Raw genomic sequence first — 16,675 nt, 5'->3', positions numbered from 1 at the left:
GCGCATCCATTCCATCGATTGAACGAGCGACTCTCGAACCCTAGGCATCGATCTCTCTGTCTTGGTTGTGTTCATCCATGAGGATCGTCCATGTCAGCACTTACGACCTCAAAGGCGGTGCAAGTATGTCAGCCTATCGCCTCCATCGTGGTCTTCTGTTGCATGGTCATGAATCCTCCATGTTCGTTCTTGAGAAGTCGAGCCAGGATGAGACCGTGATGAGATTTCATCCATCGATGGATGTGACAAGCCGACTGAGGAGGCGGTTTCGAAGGAAGAGTATCGCCAAGGCTTGGCGGGCGTATGCTGCCACAAGACCGTCGGGGTATGAATTATTCAGCCAGGACCGCACTCCGATCGGTGACGCACTTGCTCGCCAGCTTGTTCCCTGTGATGTTGTACACCTTCACTGGGTGGCAACATTTCTCGACTATGAAAGCTTCTTCACCGCTGTGCCCAGAGAGAGGCCGGTGGTGTGGACTTTGCACGATATGAATCTGGTGACGGGAGGATGTCACTATGATATGGAATGTGGGCGTTATCGGTCCGGGTGTGAAGCCTGCCCTCAACTCGGTTCTCGTCATTCCCATGACCTTTCCGCGGAAGTCTGGCAACGTAAGAGGAGGATTTTTGCCGAGGTTCCTCCCTCCCGCCTGTGCGTGGTAACCCCGAGTCGATGGTTGACGCAGGTCGTCAAAGACAGCCCGATCTTTTCTAGGTTTCGGGTCGAAACCATCCCGTACGGGCTTGATCTCGATGCCTTTGCTCCGCGGGATCGGCTGGCCGCCCGAGAGGTACTGGGGATTCCGCAAGATGCCAATGTCGTACTGTTCGTGGCAGAGATGATAGATAACAAGCGGAAAGGCTATACCCTTTTAATGGATGCACTGACGGGTTGCTTGAGAGAAAACCGGCGATTGTGGCTTTTGTCAGTAGGCCACCGGGCACCTCTCGGGCCGGGTTCCATGCAAGCAGTTCACATGGGATATGTAAACAACGAGCGATTCTTATCTCTTGTGTACAGCGCGGCCGATATATTTGTAATCCCCTCGCTTCAAGATAACCTGCCCAACACTGTGCTTGAAGCAATGGCTTGCGGTGTTCCGGTTGTTGGGTTTGATGTGGGTGGTATCTCGGATATGGTGCGAGAATGTCAGACCGGTTGTTTGGTCGGAGTGGGGGATGTCGTTGGATTGCAGCGTGCGATTAGTCGCCTCATGCAAGACCAAGAACTCCGGACAGTTATGTCTAAGGCCTGCCGTCGGGTTGCATTAGACGAGTACGGATTGGAGCGCCAGGCGCAAGCGTACAGTGATCTTTACAGAACGCTTTCTTAGAGAAAAGGTATGAAGACAGGGCGGATCACGGCAGAGTCTTGGTTAGGTCCGAGGTATCGGCCGGGTCTGAATTGGCGACTCTTCGCAGCCCTGTGCGGGTTGGAAAGTAGCCTTGTGATCGTCGTGTTGACACTGTATCGGTTGACATATAAGCAGACTTGGTCTGCCTTCTTATTGAGTCTCCCCGGTGTGGCCTTTTGCGGAGCCCTTGTAAGCGCGGCATTCTTCGGACGAGCGGCCATGCACACATGGAGCAGAGGCAAGCGTGAGGATGTTTCATCCGCATCATTGACGCTGCTCGTGCACAGCCTAGTGCTCTTCGTTGCGTATGCGACAGCGGAGTATACTCTACGATCACGGGCTGTCATTCAGATATGGGGAGAAGAAGTTCACGGTAGGCTGCTTCTGCCGAGAAGATGGAATGTGGTTGTGGAGCGCTACGTACGTATGCTGGAAAGTTTTGAGAAACGGCCGAGTTATTATCAGGAAGACCCTCTACTCGGGTGGTCGATTGGTGCCAATCGAGTTAGCCAGAATGGATTGTTCTATAGCAGCCCCGAAGGTTTCCGAAGCATGAGGCCAGCGGTTTCGTATGATCGGTCTGCTCCCTGTCGAGTCGCTCTGTTGGGAGATTCCTTTACCTTTGGGGAGGAAGCAAGGTTTGAAGACACGTGGAATTACTATTTGCAGCAGAGGCTCGGACCGAACTGCCAGGTCATCAATTTTGCTGTGCCCGGCTATAGTATCGGGCAAATGTACTTGCGGCTGGAACGTGATATTCTGCCACACGACCCGGACTTGGTCATTCTTGGTTTTACTGACGGAGCGCTTGATCGCACATTGGGAATCTATTGTTTTCTGATGGGGCTGGAATGGCCGGATTGCCCATGGGTGGCACCGCGTTTTGCTCTCAGAGATGGCGAACTTGTCGTTGTTAATGCGCCACTCCCGCATCCTCACGAAATTTATGCAACAAAGGCAATCTACGACTTACCGTTTATAGCCTATGATCGATGGTATCACACTGCTGAGTGGGAACAACGTCACTGGGAGCATTTATACGCCTCCTATGTGTTTCGCTTCCTCACAACTTTGTATCCCATTTATAACGTTGTCGATCCCGAAGTGTTCGATACAGCGCTCCATGACGTCAATAGCGCACTCTTTAGGGCTTTCCTCGATCTGGCGGATAAGAACAGCCTGCGCGTTTTGATAGTCTACCTCCCGATGATGGAAGACTACGGATACAAGGTTCGCTATCGCGCACCTGTAAGTCATGGCGTTTTAAAAGACGCCGGTATCGACTTCATTGACGGCACCACCTGCATTGCCCAGTTGGAAGAATCGCGGCGTTTCTTGGCGACGGGGTTACACTATACGCCAGAAGGTGAGCGTCACCTGGCCGAGTGCTTGTTACCACACGTTCTAAAGCAGTTGTCGGCAGTGCGCCCCACTCATGGTAAGCCTACGGTGACGTTACGTTGTCCTTGTGAATAGCGGTATCGGCAGTCCAAGTGACGTTGATCAGGTGCAATCACGTTGAAGCGCTGTTGAATGGGAAGCGTCTTCAAGCGGCGAGATTCAATTTTGACGCGTATGCCTTGTGAGCACCTATAAAAGGCCAGGGTGCATTTGTGAAGTTGTTATTCATTAGTGCGGCCTTTCCTCCGATGCGGGCAGGGGAGGCCGACCACGCCTACCATCAATGCCGTTACCTGGCAAAAAAGGGGATGGATGTGCACGTCTTGACCAGTGAGGCCAATCAGTGGACACAAGACGTTCCGTTTGCCGTCCATCCGATCATGCGGGACTGGTCCTGGAAAGATTTGCCGCGGCTTATGCGGTTCATCACCCGCTCCCGTCCGGACGCCGTATTGTTGTTCTATATCGGATGGGTGTATCACGAGCATCCCATGATCACGTTCGCGGCCACGATATGCCGGTCGCTTCTCAAGGGGAAGCGGTTCGTGAGCATGCTGGCCTATCCGAGCGGAAGCAATCCCGGCCGGCGCTCACAACTGAGTCGAGCCGTGAGAAAACTCGTTCAAGCCTGGGCTTCCCCGATGGACTCCTCCTACGAGTTCGGGACGCTCTTGCGGGATAGCGATCGGATCATCGTCATGAGCCATGGGCATTGCGCGATGCTGACCGATCATTATGCGAACATCGAGAAAAAGAGCGTGCTCGTGCCGCCTCCGCCGTTGCTTACCATGACGACCGCGGTGGACGATGAGGCTCGTGCCGCGACACGCGCGAAGTTGCGGTTGTCTCCTTCGGATTTCGCCATCGTGTACTTCGGGTTTATTTATCCGCCCAAAGGGGTGGAAACGGTCATTCATGCGTTTCATCGGGTGAGCCGCCGATATCCCCAGACAAGGCTGGTGCTGGTGGGAGGGGTCATCGCCCGGGAATTTCCGGGGCGGCCGCGATTCGCGGAAGAGATGCGCGAGCTTCCGAAGCAGTTGGGCATCGACGAGAAGGTGATCTGGACGGGGGAATATGAAACCGACAGTGACGAGGCCTCGCGCTATCTCTACGCCGTCGATGCCTGCGTCTTTGCGCATGATCTCGGAGTCGCGATGAACAACAGCTCCTTTGCCGCCTGCGCGGCGCACGGATTGCCCGTTGTGGCGACCAGAGGAGCCACGCTGGACGAACAGTTCGTCGAGGGGAACAATGTCCTGCTGTGCCCTCCCAAAGATGCGGACGCGATGGCCGCCGGGTTGGCACGAATAATAGAGGACGAGGACCTGAGACGACGGCTGCGGGAAGGCTCCAGGAAGCTCGCCTCAGAATGGTTTTCATGGGATCACGCGACCGACCGGATCGTCGAGACGCTCACCGGGACATAGGGAAAGATTCGTGGTCTTGTCCGCTCCCGAAAACGACACTCGTGTCGGCCTCGACGAAACGGAGGAACCAACCCAGACAACGGGGCGCCCTGCTCAGCCGCTGCCGCTGATCCTTGTTCTGAGCCAGACACCAGAGTACGGAGGAACAGAAAAACATGTCGTGGAGCTGGTCCGCCGGCTGGAAGGCCGGGCCCGCTGCATCATCGTCTGCCTGGCGGAGGATTGTTATAGTCGATTTCTGGGCCAGTGCCCGCATGTGCGCGTGGTCGCGCATGCCAGGATCACATGGGCCAAGTTCCCCCGATACTGGCGGATTTTTACTCGTTATCGGCCTGATGTGATCGTGTTCGCGAAAGGGATTCCGCACCTCTTCCCGCTTTCAGCCTATATCGCGGCGAGGCTGTGCGGCGCCAGGCGGCTGGTCTGTATTGAGCAATTGATGTGGGACCCTGCTCCGCAATCGGACGGAGGGAAGGGCCTTGGGTCTCTGATCAAGCGACTGCTTGGGTGGCGGACCAGATTCCTGCTAGCCAAACGACTACAAGGACGGCTGGCTCACGCCACGATCTGTGTGAGCGAAGCCCTCCGCCGGCGCTTAACCATGGAGTACGGCTATCCGGAGCACCGGACCATCACTATTCACAACGGAGCTGACCTCCGGTGCTTTGCGTCAGAACACGGTGGAAGGAGAAAGCCGGCGGTCGATGCCGCCGGCTCTGATTGCTTCACGATCGTATGTATCGCCCGGCTGTCCCAGGTGAAGCGAATCGATCTTCTGTTGGATGCCCTCTCGATGCTCTCTCGATCCCAGAGAGATTGGCGTTGTTTCATTCTCGGCTCAGGGCCAAAAGAGAGGGAACTGCGCGCGCAGGCGACGACATTGAATCTCGAGACCCTTGTGACGTTCGTGGGCCATGTTGATGATGTCAGACCCTACCTGAGAATGGCCGACGTGGTGGTCCTGTCTTCTGAGAATGAGGGGTTGCCCCTGTCGCTTGCCGAGGCCATGGCCATGGGAGTGCCCTGTATCGCGTCGGATGTAGGCGGGACAGGAGAGATCGTCTGCCATGGCCGAACCGGGCTGCTGTTCACCTCCGGATCGGTGGAAGAACTCTGCCAGGCTATCGGCTATTTGCTGATTCATGAAGAGGAGCGCCGGAGAATGGGGGAAGAGGCTAAGCAATGGGTTCACGAACGCTTTGATATCGAGCGGGTCATGACTCGCGTGTCCGACGTCATTTTGGCGTAAGCTCTGAGGAGCAAAAGGCGGTCCGCGCCGGTCCGTTGAGATGAGCATGAAGATTCTGATGGTCAGCAATCTCTACCCGCCTTTCTACCATGGAGGGTATGAAGTCCGCTGCGCCCAAGTGGCCGAGGCGCTTCAACGGGCTGGACATGAGGTTCGCGTGCTGACTTCCGTCTATGGGCTTCCAGTAGGATTCGGCACACGGTATCAACGAGCCACGGAAATGATCGGAGGGGTGCGGGTGGACCGCTGGCTGCATAACGATGCCTTCGGACCTCAGCAACCGTTTCGTCCGTGGGTGGTCTTCCAGGTCAAGAGAGAACTCGCCGATGCCCGTCGATTTGTGGAAATTCTGGGTGAATTTCGCCCGGACGTGATCAATTGGTGGAACATGAACGGCATCACCAAGTTGCTGTTGCCGTTGCCGGAGCGATGGGGCATTCCCGACGTCCATTGGATTGAATATCCGTGGATGGTGGACGAATACGGCGCGACCGGGGAAAAGGCCTCACGGTTCTGGCGGCAAGTGTGGGATGGCGCATGGGGTCCGCCGATGGTCCGCCCTTTGTTGCGACGGCTGACCCGATGGTGGGAGGCCCGTGTGGAAAGGGAAGGTCTGCCCACCAGGGACTTCCCGAATCGCCCCGGCCTGGTTTGTTTTGTCAGCGACTATCTGAGAACGCTCTATCGAGAAGGCGGCCTGGACTTTCCCCGGTCCCAAGTCCAGTTTGGTGGTGTGCCGGCGGAAAGGTTTTTTTGCCCTGTTGCGGAGAAATCTCCAATCCCTGGCGTGATGCGGGTGTTGTACGCAGGACAATTGACGGCCGATCGCGGGTTGCATACCGCGGTTGAGGCGTTGGGCCAAATGGCGGCGCCGTATCGGCAGAGAATTCGGTTGTCAGTGGCAGGGCCGACGGAGGGGGCCTACCGTTCCTATTATGAGCGCGTGGTCAGACGAATCGAAGAGCTGGGGATGGGCAAGATAGTCACCTTTCTCGGGAAGGTCGACCATGACCGGATGCCGGACGTCTACAAGAGTCATGATCTGTTGATCTTTCTGAGCACCAGAGAGGAGGGGCTTCCTCTTGTGATGGTGGAGGCGATGCTGGCGGGCTGTGCCGTGGTCACGACCGGGAGCGGGGGCGCCATTGAAATTGCCGAACTGGCCGATCTGCCGGTGATATCGAAGGGTGACTCGCTTGAGCTGGCCAGGAAGCTGGAAGGGTTGCTCGAACAACCCGAGACGCTTCGGAAGTTGGCTGAGCAGGGACAAACCATCGCCTTGCGCGAGTTCAGTCTGGATCGCATGATCGAGCGGTGGCAAGCCACATTGCTGCAATTGTGCCGGCAACGCCGCGAGCCGATGGGAAAGGGCCGGGATTGACCGAAAGCCGATGGTGAACACTCGTCTCAATCGTGTGCTTCTGGTGCTCCTCGGAGCCGGATGTCTAGACGCCTGTGGGCTGGAGACGCCGCAGGTGCGGAAGGCGACCTTCGATGCGGAATCCGTAGTTCGTGTCGGTCCGGCCGAGGTCGTGCTCGCAACGAAAGACAAACCGTACTCTTGGCCGGATGGAACGATCGGGATCATCCATGAGCAAGACGCCTATTCGTTTTTTGCAGCCGGGCCGGGCAGACCAATACGCACGGGCGGAACACTGGACAATCCGGTAGCCAACGGGGCGCAGATTCAGGAAATAGCCGGCCTCCGGAACGATTACCCCTATGCGGCGGGGGGCCGCATCTATCAGGATCCCAAGACGGGCAGCCTGTTGCTGTTCTATCATGCGGAGATCCATACCTTCCCGCCGGGGTATATTCCTTTCTTTAGTGAAATTGGGCTGGCGCACTCGACGGATGGAGGTCGATCTTGGCATGACTTGGGGCCGATTGTGCGGCCCCATACCCCAGTCTCTGCGTCATATTTCCAGAAGGGAGGAACGTGGGATGTGGGGTGGGGCACGTATGCATTGGCGGGCGAGTATTTCTATCTGTATTTCGCCGACCTGCTCCAGGATGGGGACGAGTATGCGCGCGTGAATTTTGCCGTGGCGCGAGCCAAAGTGTCCGATGTGATCGAGGCGGCGGTGAATCAGCGGCAGGCGTGGCCGTGGATGAAGTATTACGACGGGGCATGGACGGAGCCCGGCCTTGGAGGCCGATCCACGGCGCTGGTTGAGCAGGGCGAAGATTCCTTTATGCCGAGTGATGTCGCATTTAACGCCTGCGCAAGAAAATACACGGCGGTCATTCTTGGGACGCCATTTCCCGATGCGGATCTGTACTGGAGCGAATCCGCGGATGGTCTCACATGGAACCCGGTAAAAAAAATAGTCGGAGACGAGGGGGAGCAGATCTACGCGACCTTGATCGGGATGGGCGAAGACCCTCACCTGACCGGAAGAGAGTTCTTTATCTATTACATCGACTCCAAAGAGGGCGGCAAGGCCGGTGACCGCAATCAAGATGCGGTCTTGATGCGGCGTCGGCTGTCACTGGAGAATATCTCCTGCTTCGGGAGTTCGCATGAATCGTAGGCATGCGGTTGGGGACGTCACGTCGGTTCACGATCGACTAGCCGGGAAATGTGCATGAATATTCTGCTCGTCACGCCATTCTTTACGCCGCAGACGGGCGGGGTCGCCACGTACCTGGAAGACCTGCGCCGGTTCTTGGGACAACGGGGACACCAGGTGCTCGTCCTGCGGCCCGGCGAATCCGATACCATCGTGCGCTGTCCCCTCAATGACGACGACAAGGTGTATGAATTCTATATGAGGGGACCCTGGTTCCCTGAAGCGCCGCTGCGGGGCATGGTAGCCACGGGACTCTATTTCATTCCGACCCTCTTCAGGCTGGCCCGTTTTCTGAGACAGCACCGGATTGATCTGGTCTGCGCAGAGTATCCGCTCCCCTATATGATGTACTTCATTCTGCTGCGGCGCTGGTGTCGCATCAAACTGTTGGTCGGCCTGCACGGGGACGACGTCCTGTCGCTGCATCTGCTGTCCAAACTGGATCAAGCCGTGGTCCGAGCCCTCGTGCGGCGTGGTGATCGGGTATTGGCCCATTCGGCAAGCCTTTTGGAGCAGGCAGAGCAGGTGTTCGGCAAAGTGAAGGTCAAAGGTTCCTACTTGCCCTATGGGGTCGAATGTGAGCGCATCCGGGAGCGGGCCATGGCGTCCCGCCGCCGAGAAATCCTCCAGGAGCGCCCCTATATCCTGACCGTCGCCAAGCTGTATGAGCGAAAGGGGCTCGATATCCTGCTCGAAGCGGTTTCCCGCTTGAAGGCGCGGCTGGACGGCCATCGATTCCTCATTATTGGAGACGGTCCGGAGGAATCACGATTGAAGCGTCTTGCGGCCGATCTGGGTATCGACCAGCATGTGGCCTTGCTCGGGGAAGTGCCGAGCCGGGAGATTCCGATGTGGTTTCAGCATTGTGAGTTTTTTGTGCTGCCGTCAAGGTCCGAGCCGTTCGGCATCGTCCTGCTCGAAGCCATGACGCTGGGAAAGGCCGTCGTGGCGACCAGGGTCGGCGGGATTCCGGAATTCATCAAGAACGGGGACACAGGACTGTTGGTCGAATCCGGCGACAGTCAGGCGCTGTCGGAAGGCATTCTGCGTCTGCTCCAGGATCATGAACTGCGCGCGCGTCTTGGAAAGAACGGGCTGCAATCTGTCGAAACACGGTACGACTATCGCCAGCTTGTGCTTCGCTATGAGGAGCTGTTCCAGAGCCTCTGTTCCGGAACGGCATAGCGTCCCGACGGGAACAAGATCCGAGGTGTTGTTGGGCCGCCCACAGATCAGACAGGAAAGGTGAGCGATGAATATTCTCGGTATCTCAGCCTATTACCATGACAGTGCGGCGGCCCTGGTTCGTGACGGCGACATCGTGGCGGCGGCGCAGGAGGAGCGCTTCACACGAAAGAAGCATGACCCGGGGTTTCCGCATCGGGCGGTCGAGTACTGTCTACAGGCCGGCGGAATACAATTGAAAGACGTGCACTATCTGGTGTTCTACGACAAGCCGCTCGTGAAGTTTGAACGGCTTCTGGAAACCTACCTGGGGTTTGCGCCCAAGGGCATCCAATCCTTCCTCGCAGCCATGCCGGTCTGGATGAAAGAGAAACTGCTCTTACGAAGCCTTCTGGTCAAAGAGTTCCTGGTCCATGGGAAGGGGATGACGAAGACGGAGTTGCCGCCAGTGCTGTTTTCCGAGCATCATGAATCTCACGCGGCATCGGCGTTTTTTGCGTCGCCATACGAGCAGGCGGTGGTGCTCTGCATGGACGGCGTGGGGGAATGGGCGACCACGTCGGCCTGGAAAGGGGAGGGCAACCGATTGACGCCCCTCTGGGAGATCCCGTTCCCCCATTCATTGGGGTTGCTCTATTCCGCCTTTACCTATTACACGGGCTTCAAGGTGAACTCCGGCGAGTACAAGGTCATGGGGCTGGCCCCATACGGCGAGCCTAAATACGTGAAGGCGATCTATGAGCACCTGCTTGATCTCAAGCCGGACGGCACCTTTCGGCTCAACATGGAGTACTTCAACTACTGCACCGGCTTGACGATGACCGGGCGGAAGTTCGACGAGGTCTTCGGCGGGCCGCCGCGCAAGCCGGAGTCCAAATTAACGCAGCGCGAAATGGATCTGGCCCGGTCAATCCAGGAGGTAACCGAAGAGGTGATGTTGCGATTGTCACGGACCCTGCATCGGGAGACCGGCGTGGAGAATCTCTGTTTGGCCGGCGGCGTGGCATTGAACTGCGTGGGAAACGGCCGGATTCTCCGGGAAGGGCCCTTTAAGGGATTGTGGATTCAGCCTGCGGCCGGGGATGCGGGCGGGGCGTTGGGCGCCGCGCTGAGTGTCTGGCACCAGTTCGAAGGGCATCCCAGAGTCGCCGACGGCAAACGGGACAAGATGCGCGGGTCGTATCTGGGACCCTCGTTTTCCAATGAGGAGGTTGAGCGCTTCTTGAAAGAAAAGGGGGCGCCGTATGTGCGGCTGGACGACACGGCACTGGCGGAGCGGGTCGCGGAGGAGTTGGCCGCGGAGAAGGTGGTGGGATGGCTGCAAGGCCGGATGGAGTTCGGTCCTCGCGCGCTGGGAGGGAGAAGTATTCTGGGCGATGCGCGGAGTGCGAAAATGCAGTCCGTGATGAACCTCAAGATCAAATACCGCGAGTCGTTCCGGCCGTTTGCGCCGTCCGTTCTGCGGGAGCGCGTGGCGGACTACTTCGACCTGAATGCGGACAGCCCGTACATGCTGATCGTGGCTCCGGTTCTTGAGCGGCGGCGCCGTCCGATGACCAAAGCACAGAAGGAACTCTGGGGGATCGATCTCTTGAATGTCCCGCGATCGGACATTCCGGCCATCACGCACCTGGACTATTCGGCGCGGGTCCAAACCGTCCATGAAGACACGAATCCGCGCTATTATCGCCTGCTCAAGGCCTTTGAAGCCAAGACCGGCTATGCCGTGCTGGTGAACACGTCCTTCAATGTCCGCGGCGAACCCATCGTCTGTACGCCCGAGGATGCGTACCGGTGCTTCATGCGCACGGAGATGGACGTGCTGGTGCTGGAAAACTGCGTCTTAAACAAGGTAGATCAGCCACGGCTGGAAAAAGACACGGATTGGAAAAAGGAGTTTGAACTGGATTAAGCCCATGAGGAAGCCGGCTCACGTGCCTTCTCCGAAACAGGCGGGACGAGGCCGGGGTGCGCATAAACCGCTGGGTGCCCGGGGCTGAGATATGCGCGGCCTGGTTCCTCGTAGACTGCTGTTCTGGACCTGTTCCATGCTGGTCGTCTCGCTCGGCACGATGGTGGTGTGTGAGGTGATATTTCGTGTTCTGTTGTTTTCTGGAGCGGACTTCATGCAACGCTTTAGAAATCCTGATCTCTACGGCGCATGGGATTCAGATGATGATTATTGGAAGCTCTATTATCTCTTTGGCGGCAGGTTCAAGCCGCCGGAACATCCCCATCCTCGATTGGGCTGGATCGGGACCTTTTCCCCCGAAACCTATCTCCATAATAATGCGGGAGAGGTAGGAGACAAAATCCCAATTCTTCTGTACGGGGATTCGTTCGCAGAATGCTCGACGATCGCGAATAAAAACGAATGCTTTCAGGGTATTGTGAACAATGATTCTGAACTGGGTCGCCGGTTCTTTCTGTTGAACTACGGTGTGGGAGGCTATGGAGTGGACCAGATGTATCTGCTTCTGAAAGAGTCCCTTCCTCTCTACCGGAATCCATTTGTCATTGTGGGTATCATGACCCAGGATCTTGATCGAAGCGCCCTGGCGGTTAGAATCGGACAGAAGCCGTTCTTCAGCGTGGAGGACGGGGCGCTTGCGTTGAAAGGTGTGCCTGTTTCGCCACATCCGGCCGTCTTTTTCGCGGAGAATCCTCCTCGGATTGTGTCCTATCTGGCCCGCATGTGGGCGAATCGCGATGGTCGCTTCTACAGAATTAGACAGCTCATCCTTGGGACGGAAGACCAGGTGAGGATCAAAAAAATGGTGAACGAGAAGATTATCCTTGCGATGGTCGCGGAGCTGAATCGGCGAAACATCCCCCATCTGTTTCTTATCTTCTATCCAGACTGGATCTATAACGATCCCGCCGACTGGAGGGAAATGTTCCTGCGTAACCTGTTTGAAGAGCACCATATACCCTACCTTTCCACCAAGGAAATCATTCAGGAAGATGCCAGAAAATCCGGGAAACAACCCATCGAGTACTACGACGACAGCCATCCGACAGCCGACGCCTATCGACTTCTGGCCGGGGTCCTCAAGGCACATATCCTGAACAGTTCAGTAAACGGCGGCCAGTTCCTGAGGCTGTGAGCGCAATGGAGTCATCGTCCTAGAGGAGGAAGCGTGCCATGCGTATTTTGATCACGGGCGGAGCCGGATTTTTGGGCAGTCATCTAAGCGACATGTTGATCGGGAAAGGCCATGAGGTCGTCGCCGTGGATAATCTCATCACGGGTCGCGCGGAAAACATCGCGCACCTGATGGGACACCCTCGCTTCAGCTTTATCAAATACAATGTCTGCGACTACCTGCACGTGGATGGCCCGCTGGACGCCATCCTTCACTTTGCCTCCCCGGCCAGCCCGCAGGACTATCTGGAAATGCCGATCGCCACCCTGAAGGTGGGAGCGTTGGGGACCCACAAGGCGCTCGGCCTGGCCAAGGCGAAAGGGGCGCGGCTCCTGCTTGCGAGCACGTCCGAGGTCTACGGCGATCCGCTGGTCAACCCGCAACCCGAATCCTATTGGGGCAATGTCAATCCGATCAGTCCCCGGGGGGTGTACGACGAGGCCAAACGATTCGCGGAAGCCATCACCATGGCCTACCATCGCTATCACGGCTTGGATACCAGGATCGTGCGCATCTTCAATACCTACGGTCCCCGCATGCGGCCGAACGACGGCCGCGTCGTCTCGAACTTTATCGTACAGGCCCTTCAGGGGAAGCCGTTGACGATATTCGGAGACGGCACCCAAACACGAAGCTTCTGCTATGCCGATGATCTTGTCCGCGGCATCACGGACTTGCTGGTGGCGGACTCGGACAAAACGGTCGATCAGCGGACCGACCGGTCCACCTTTCTCACCAAATCCTCTCAGCCGCTCCCGGAAACCATTCATGATCCCGTCAACATCGGCAATCCTCGTGAGTTGACGGTGAAAGACATTGCGGAGCTCGTGCTGCGGCTGACCGGGTCCAAGAGCGCGATCGAATACCGCCCGCTCCCGGCGGACGATCCCAAGGTCCGGCGTCCCGATATCCGGCGCGCCAAGATGCTCCTGGGATGGGAACCTCAGGTTGAGCTTGAGGACGGCCTGCGAAAAACCATCGAGTATTTCCGCCAAGTGGTTTAAAGTCGAGTGGGAGCGGGCCTGCCCTGCGGAGGTAGTCGATCCGGTGGCAGGCCGGCCAAGCCGCCTGAGGGGCTGGTTGGACGTGCCTCTCATGAGGCGGCCTGTCTTTGCGACGCCCACGGACTAGCCTGAACCCAAGGATCAAGAAGGCCAACATGTGCGGTATCGCGGTCATGTGTGGAATGGCAGGCAGGCCTGTCGATGAGGCGGCGCTTGACCGGATGACCCGGAGCCTTGTCCATCGCGGTCCGGATGACAGCGGCCTATTCCTTGACGGTTCCGTGGGGCTCGGGTTCCGGCGCTTGGCCATTCTCGATCTCTCCCCGGCCGGCCATCAGCCCATGGTCAGCGACGACGGCCGATTCGTGCTCGTGTTCAACGGGGAAATTTTCAACTATGTGGAGCTGCGTCGCGAGTTGGTCGATCTCGGATATCGATTTCGGTCGACGGGCGACAGCGAAGTTCTGCTGAATGCCTACCGCCAGTGGGGCGCGGAGTGCCTGCCGAAACTGAACGGCATGTGGGCGTTCATCATCTATGACAAGGGGAATCGACGCCTGTTCGGGTCGCGTGACCGGTTCGGGGTCAAACCGCTGTTCGTCCACCGGCAACGGGAGTACGTCCTGTTGGCGTCCGAGATCAAAGCAATCCGCGCCTCCGGGTTGTACCGGGGAGGCGTCAATTGGACGATCGCGTCCCGCTTCCTGATCGAAGGTCACCTGGACGACCGCGGCGAGAGTTTCTATGACGGGATCGATCCGATTCCTCCGGGGTCGGCCTTCGAGCTGGATCTGGAAGGCAGGTGGAAATCATGGACCTATTGGGATTTGGACCACCTGCCGTCCGTCGACGTCCATGACCCGCCGGCGGCCTTTGCCGACCTGTTCGAACAGGCGGTGCGGCTTCGCATGCGGAGCGATGTGCCCGTTGGCGTGTGCCTCTCGGGAGGCCTCGACTCGACGTCGATTATTTGCGCCGCGGCCAGGCAGCGGAATGAAGGCGACCAATCGGCCTCGGGGCCGCTCCAGGCCTTTTGTTACATGGCCAAGGAGTTTGATGAATCGAAGTACATCGCCGATACCTTGGCCGAGACGAAAGCCCAGCTACGGGAACTCCAGACGGATCCGATGGACCTGTGGCAGAATGTCCGGCGGATGTTGTGGTATCAGGATGAGCCGGTCCACACGATGACCGCAACGGTCGGCTATCGATTGATGGGCCTGGTCGCCGGCCATGGCATTCGGGTCGTGCTGAACGGACAGGGGGCGGACGAGACGATCGGCGGCTACTTCAGTTTTTTTCTCGACCACTGGCGTGAGCTGCTCGGCGAGGGACGGTTCAACAAGGCCTGGGCGGAGATCCGCGCCTATACCGAGGTGCACGGAGGAAGCCCGTTCCACTCGTTCAAGGAGGCATCCGTGAGTCTCCTGATGACCGTGCTTCATGGGGTCCCCCTCTATCGCGCGTTATCGGACCGGCGGTACGGCCGCAAGATTCTGAACAATCCGTGGTTCACGAAGGAGCTCAGTTCGCGCGTTCCACACGGAGAGCGGGCACCTGGCCTCAATCGTCTGAATGACGTTTTAAAACGCGGGGTCACCAATGCGCCGCTTCCGCTGTATCTCCGGATCGAGGACCGGAATTCGATGGCGCATTCGGTGGAAACCCGGCTCCCGTTTCTCGATTATCGGCTTGTGTCGCTGCTGTTCGGCCTCCCGGCGGAATGGAAGGTGCGGGGACCCTGGAATAAATTCATCCTGCGCGAGGCCATGCGAGGGCGCATTCCCGAATCGGTGCGGGCACGGCCGGACAAGATGGGCTTTCCGACGGCGGGGCGGAAATGGTTTGCTCATGATCTCTATGAGCCCATGGCGGACTTGCTGGCCAGCCGCGCGGTTCGGGAACGCGGCATTTACCATGTCAGCACCGTCGTGAAGGATCTCGAACGGCACAAGCGGGGCGAGATCGATGTGCACCATGATCTGTTCCATCTGGCTGAATTCGAGATGGTCGCGGATCTGATGGGAGAGCAGGCCGTTCGGCCGGATGATGGGCCTGTTGCGATCCAAACGAGGGGGGCCGATGGAGGACATCCGCAGGCGGCCGTGCCGGCCTAGCCCGGAGAGGTGAATGGTTCCTTTCGCGATGCGTGTGAGTCGTCTATGTCTGTGAGGATCGTATGAAGATTGTCAGTGTCGTCGGAGCGCGGCCGAATTTCATGAAAATCGCTCCTCTCATCAGGGCCATGCGCAGGCGCTCCGGGATTCAGTCGATCCTGGTGCACACGGGGCAGCACTACGATGCGAGCATGGCCGGGCGCTTTTTTGAGGATCTGGAAATTCCACGGCCGGACGTCTCGTTGGAAGTCGGGTCCGGCACGCATGCCGTGCAGACGGCGGAGGTCATGAAGCGGCTGGAGCCCGTGCTGGAGCGCGAGCGGCCGGACCTGGTGCTCGTGGTGGGCGACGTCAATTCAACCATGGCCGCCGCCCTCACGGCGGTCAAGCTCAAGATCAAGGTGGCCCATGTCGAGGCCGGGCTGCGAAGCTATGATCGGTCGATGCCCGAGGAGATCAATCGGCTCGTGACCGACGCGGTGTCCGATCTGCTGTTTGTGACCGAGGAGAGTGGAGAGAAGAATCTGAAGGCGGAAGGCATCGCCCCGGACAAGATCTTTTTCGTGGGCAATGTGATGATCGATTCCCTCGAATCGTCACGCCGGCTCTGGACCCGTTCCAACATTGTGGAGCAGCTCCAGCTCAACAAGGCCCAGTATGGGGTGGTAACGCTCCATCGCCCTTCCAATGTGGACGATGTCAGGATTCTGGAGGGGCTCATCGAGGCCCTCTGCGTGGTCGCCCAACGGTGCCCGCTCGTCTTTCCGGTTCATCCCCGGACGATCGGAGCGCTGAAATCGCTGGGCCGGTTCCGTGCCTGTCTTCATTTCGGGGATGGACCAGCGCCGGCCACGGGCATCCGGTGCATGGACCCCATTGGGTATCTCGACTTTATGGCCCTGGTGGCGAGCGCGAGAATGGTGCTGACGGACTCCGGAGGATTGCAGGAAGAAACGACGGTGCTGGGGATTCCGTGTTTGACGCTCCGGGAGAACACGGAGCGGCCGGTGACCGTGACGCACGGAACCAATCGGGTGATCGGGGCGAACCCTTCCCGAATCGTGTCCGAGGCCGCCAAGGTCCTCGATCACCCCGTCCAACCCCCGGCTCCTCCTCCTCTGTGGGATGGTCAGGCCGCGGAGCGCATTGTTACGATCCTGCTCGATCAGTTCAGCGGGCGGTGAGGGATGGGTGTCCGCCGCGCCGGACGTC

Annotated in this window: 12 protein-coding genes; all 12 read left to right on the top strand. The window is 58.2% G+C overall.

Annotation, left to right across the window (positions count from 1 at the left end; all coding sequences use genetic code 11):
• The first annotated feature begins 125 nt into the window (after window positions 1–125).
• Window positions 126–1,337, top strand: a complete 1,212-nt coding sequence (locus QWI75_RS14470; protein WP_289269290.1) for a glycosyltransferase family 4 protein — start codon at window positions 126–128, stop codon at window positions 1,335–1,337.
• Window positions 1,338–1,961: 624 nt separating this feature from the next.
• Window positions 1,962–2,834, top strand: a complete 873-nt coding sequence (locus tag QWI75_RS14465) for an SGNH/GDSL hydrolase family protein (protein ID WP_289269289.1) — start codon at window positions 1,962–1,964, stop codon at window positions 2,832–2,834.
• A 137-nt stretch (window positions 2,835–2,971) separates the two neighbouring features.
• Window positions 2,972–4,189 (top strand): glycosyltransferase family 4 protein, encoded by a 1,218-nt coding sequence (locus tag QWI75_RS14460; RefSeq protein ID WP_289269288.1) that lies wholly within the window; start codon window positions 2,972–2,974, stop codon window positions 4,187–4,189.
• 16 nt (window positions 4,190–4,205) lie between these two features.
• Window positions 4,206–5,438 (top strand): glycosyltransferase family 4 protein, encoded by a 1,233-nt coding sequence (locus tag QWI75_RS14455; RefSeq protein WP_289269287.1) that lies wholly within the window; start codon window positions 4,206–4,208, stop codon window positions 5,436–5,438.
• 46 nt (window positions 5,439–5,484) lie between these two features.
• Window positions 5,485–6,819: a glycosyltransferase family 4 protein gene (locus QWI75_RS14450; protein WP_289269286.1), complete on the top strand. Its 1,335-nt coding sequence runs from the start codon at window positions 5,485–5,487 to the stop codon at window positions 6,817–6,819.
• Between the two features lie 10 nt (window positions 6,820–6,829).
• The gene (locus tag QWI75_RS14445) at window positions 6,830–7,972 is read left to right on the top strand and encodes a hypothetical protein (protein ID WP_289269285.1); all 1,143 of its coding nucleotides are present in this window, start codon (window positions 6,830–6,832) and stop codon (window positions 7,970–7,972) included.
• Between the two features lie 54 nt (window positions 7,973–8,026).
• Window positions 8,027–9,196 carry a glycosyltransferase family 4 protein gene (locus QWI75_RS14440; protein WP_289269284.1) on the top strand — a complete coding sequence of 390 codons (1,170 nt, stop codon included), beginning with the start codon at window positions 8,027–8,029 and terminating at the stop codon, window positions 9,194–9,196.
• A 67-nt stretch (window positions 9,197–9,263) separates the two neighbouring features.
• The gene (locus tag QWI75_RS14435) at window positions 9,264–11,108 is read left to right on the top strand and encodes a carbamoyltransferase family protein (protein ID WP_289269283.1); all 1,845 of its coding nucleotides are present in this window, start codon (window positions 9,264–9,266) and stop codon (window positions 11,106–11,108) included.
• A gap of 136 nt (window positions 11,109–11,244) precedes the next feature.
• On the top strand, window positions 11,245–12,303 hold the full coding sequence (locus QWI75_RS14430; protein WP_289269282.1) for an SGNH/GDSL hydrolase family protein: 1,059 nt from the start codon (window positions 11,245–11,247) through the stop codon (window positions 12,301–12,303).
• A gap of 38 nt (window positions 12,304–12,341) precedes the next feature.
• Window positions 12,342–13,346 (top strand): UDP-glucuronic acid decarboxylase family protein, encoded by a 1,005-nt coding sequence (locus QWI75_RS14425; protein ID WP_289269281.1) that lies wholly within the window; start codon window positions 12,342–12,344, stop codon window positions 13,344–13,346.
• 155 nt (window positions 13,347–13,501) lie between these two features.
• Window positions 13,502–15,463, top strand: coding sequence for an asparagine synthase (glutamine-hydrolyzing) (gene asnB / locus QWI75_RS14420; RefSeq protein ID WP_289269280.1), 1,962 nt, complete (start codon window positions 13,502–13,504; stop codon window positions 15,461–15,463).
• A 62-nt stretch (window positions 15,464–15,525) separates the two neighbouring features.
• Window positions 15,526–16,647, top strand: coding sequence for a non-hydrolyzing UDP-N-acetylglucosamine 2-epimerase (wecB, locus tag QWI75_RS14415; protein ID WP_289269279.1), 1,122 nt, complete (start codon window positions 15,526–15,528; stop codon window positions 16,645–16,647).
• The last annotated feature ends 28 nt before the right edge of the window (window positions 16,648–16,675 follow it).

It is taken from the genome of Nitrospira tepida, from assembly GCF_947241125.1.
Classification (GTDB): Bacteria; Nitrospirota; Nitrospiria; order Nitrospirales; family Nitrospiraceae; genus Nitrospira_G; species Nitrospira_G tepida.
This window is presented reverse-complemented; position numbering and strand designations above follow the sequence as displayed.

Excerpts from the sequence above, each read along its gene's own strand:
- QWI75_RS14440 (WP_289269284.1), top strand. The coding sequence starts at position 8,027 with ATGAATATTCTGCTCGTCACGCCATTCTTTACGCCGCAGACGGGCGGG.
- asnB (WP_289269280.1), top strand. The coding sequence starts at position 13,502 with ATGTGCGGTATCGCGGTCATGTGTGGAATGGCAGGCAGGCCTGTCGAT.
- QWI75_RS14470 (WP_289269290.1), top strand. The coding sequence starts at position 126 with ATGTCAGCCTATCGCCTCCATCGTGGTCTTCTGTTGCATGGTCATGAA.
- wecB (WP_289269279.1), top strand. The coding sequence starts at position 15,526 with ATGAAGATTGTCAGTGTCGTCGGAGCGCGGCCGAATTTCATGAAAATC.
- QWI75_RS14435 (WP_289269283.1), top strand. The coding sequence starts at position 9,264 with ATGAATATTCTCGGTATCTCAGCCTATTACCATGACAGTGCGGCGGCC.
- QWI75_RS14425 (WP_289269281.1), top strand. The coding sequence starts at position 12,342 with ATGCGTATTTTGATCACGGGCGGAGCCGGATTTTTGGGCAGTCATCTA.
- QWI75_RS14450 (WP_289269286.1), top strand. The coding sequence starts at position 5,485 with ATGAAGATTCTGATGGTCAGCAATCTCTACCCGCCTTTCTACCATGGA.
- QWI75_RS14445 (WP_289269285.1), top strand. The coding sequence starts at position 6,830 with ATGGTGAACACTCGTCTCAATCGTGTGCTTCTGGTGCTCCTCGGAGCC.
- QWI75_RS14430 (WP_289269282.1), top strand. The coding sequence starts at position 11,245 with ATGCTGGTCGTCTCGCTCGGCACGATGGTGGTGTGTGAGGTGATATTT.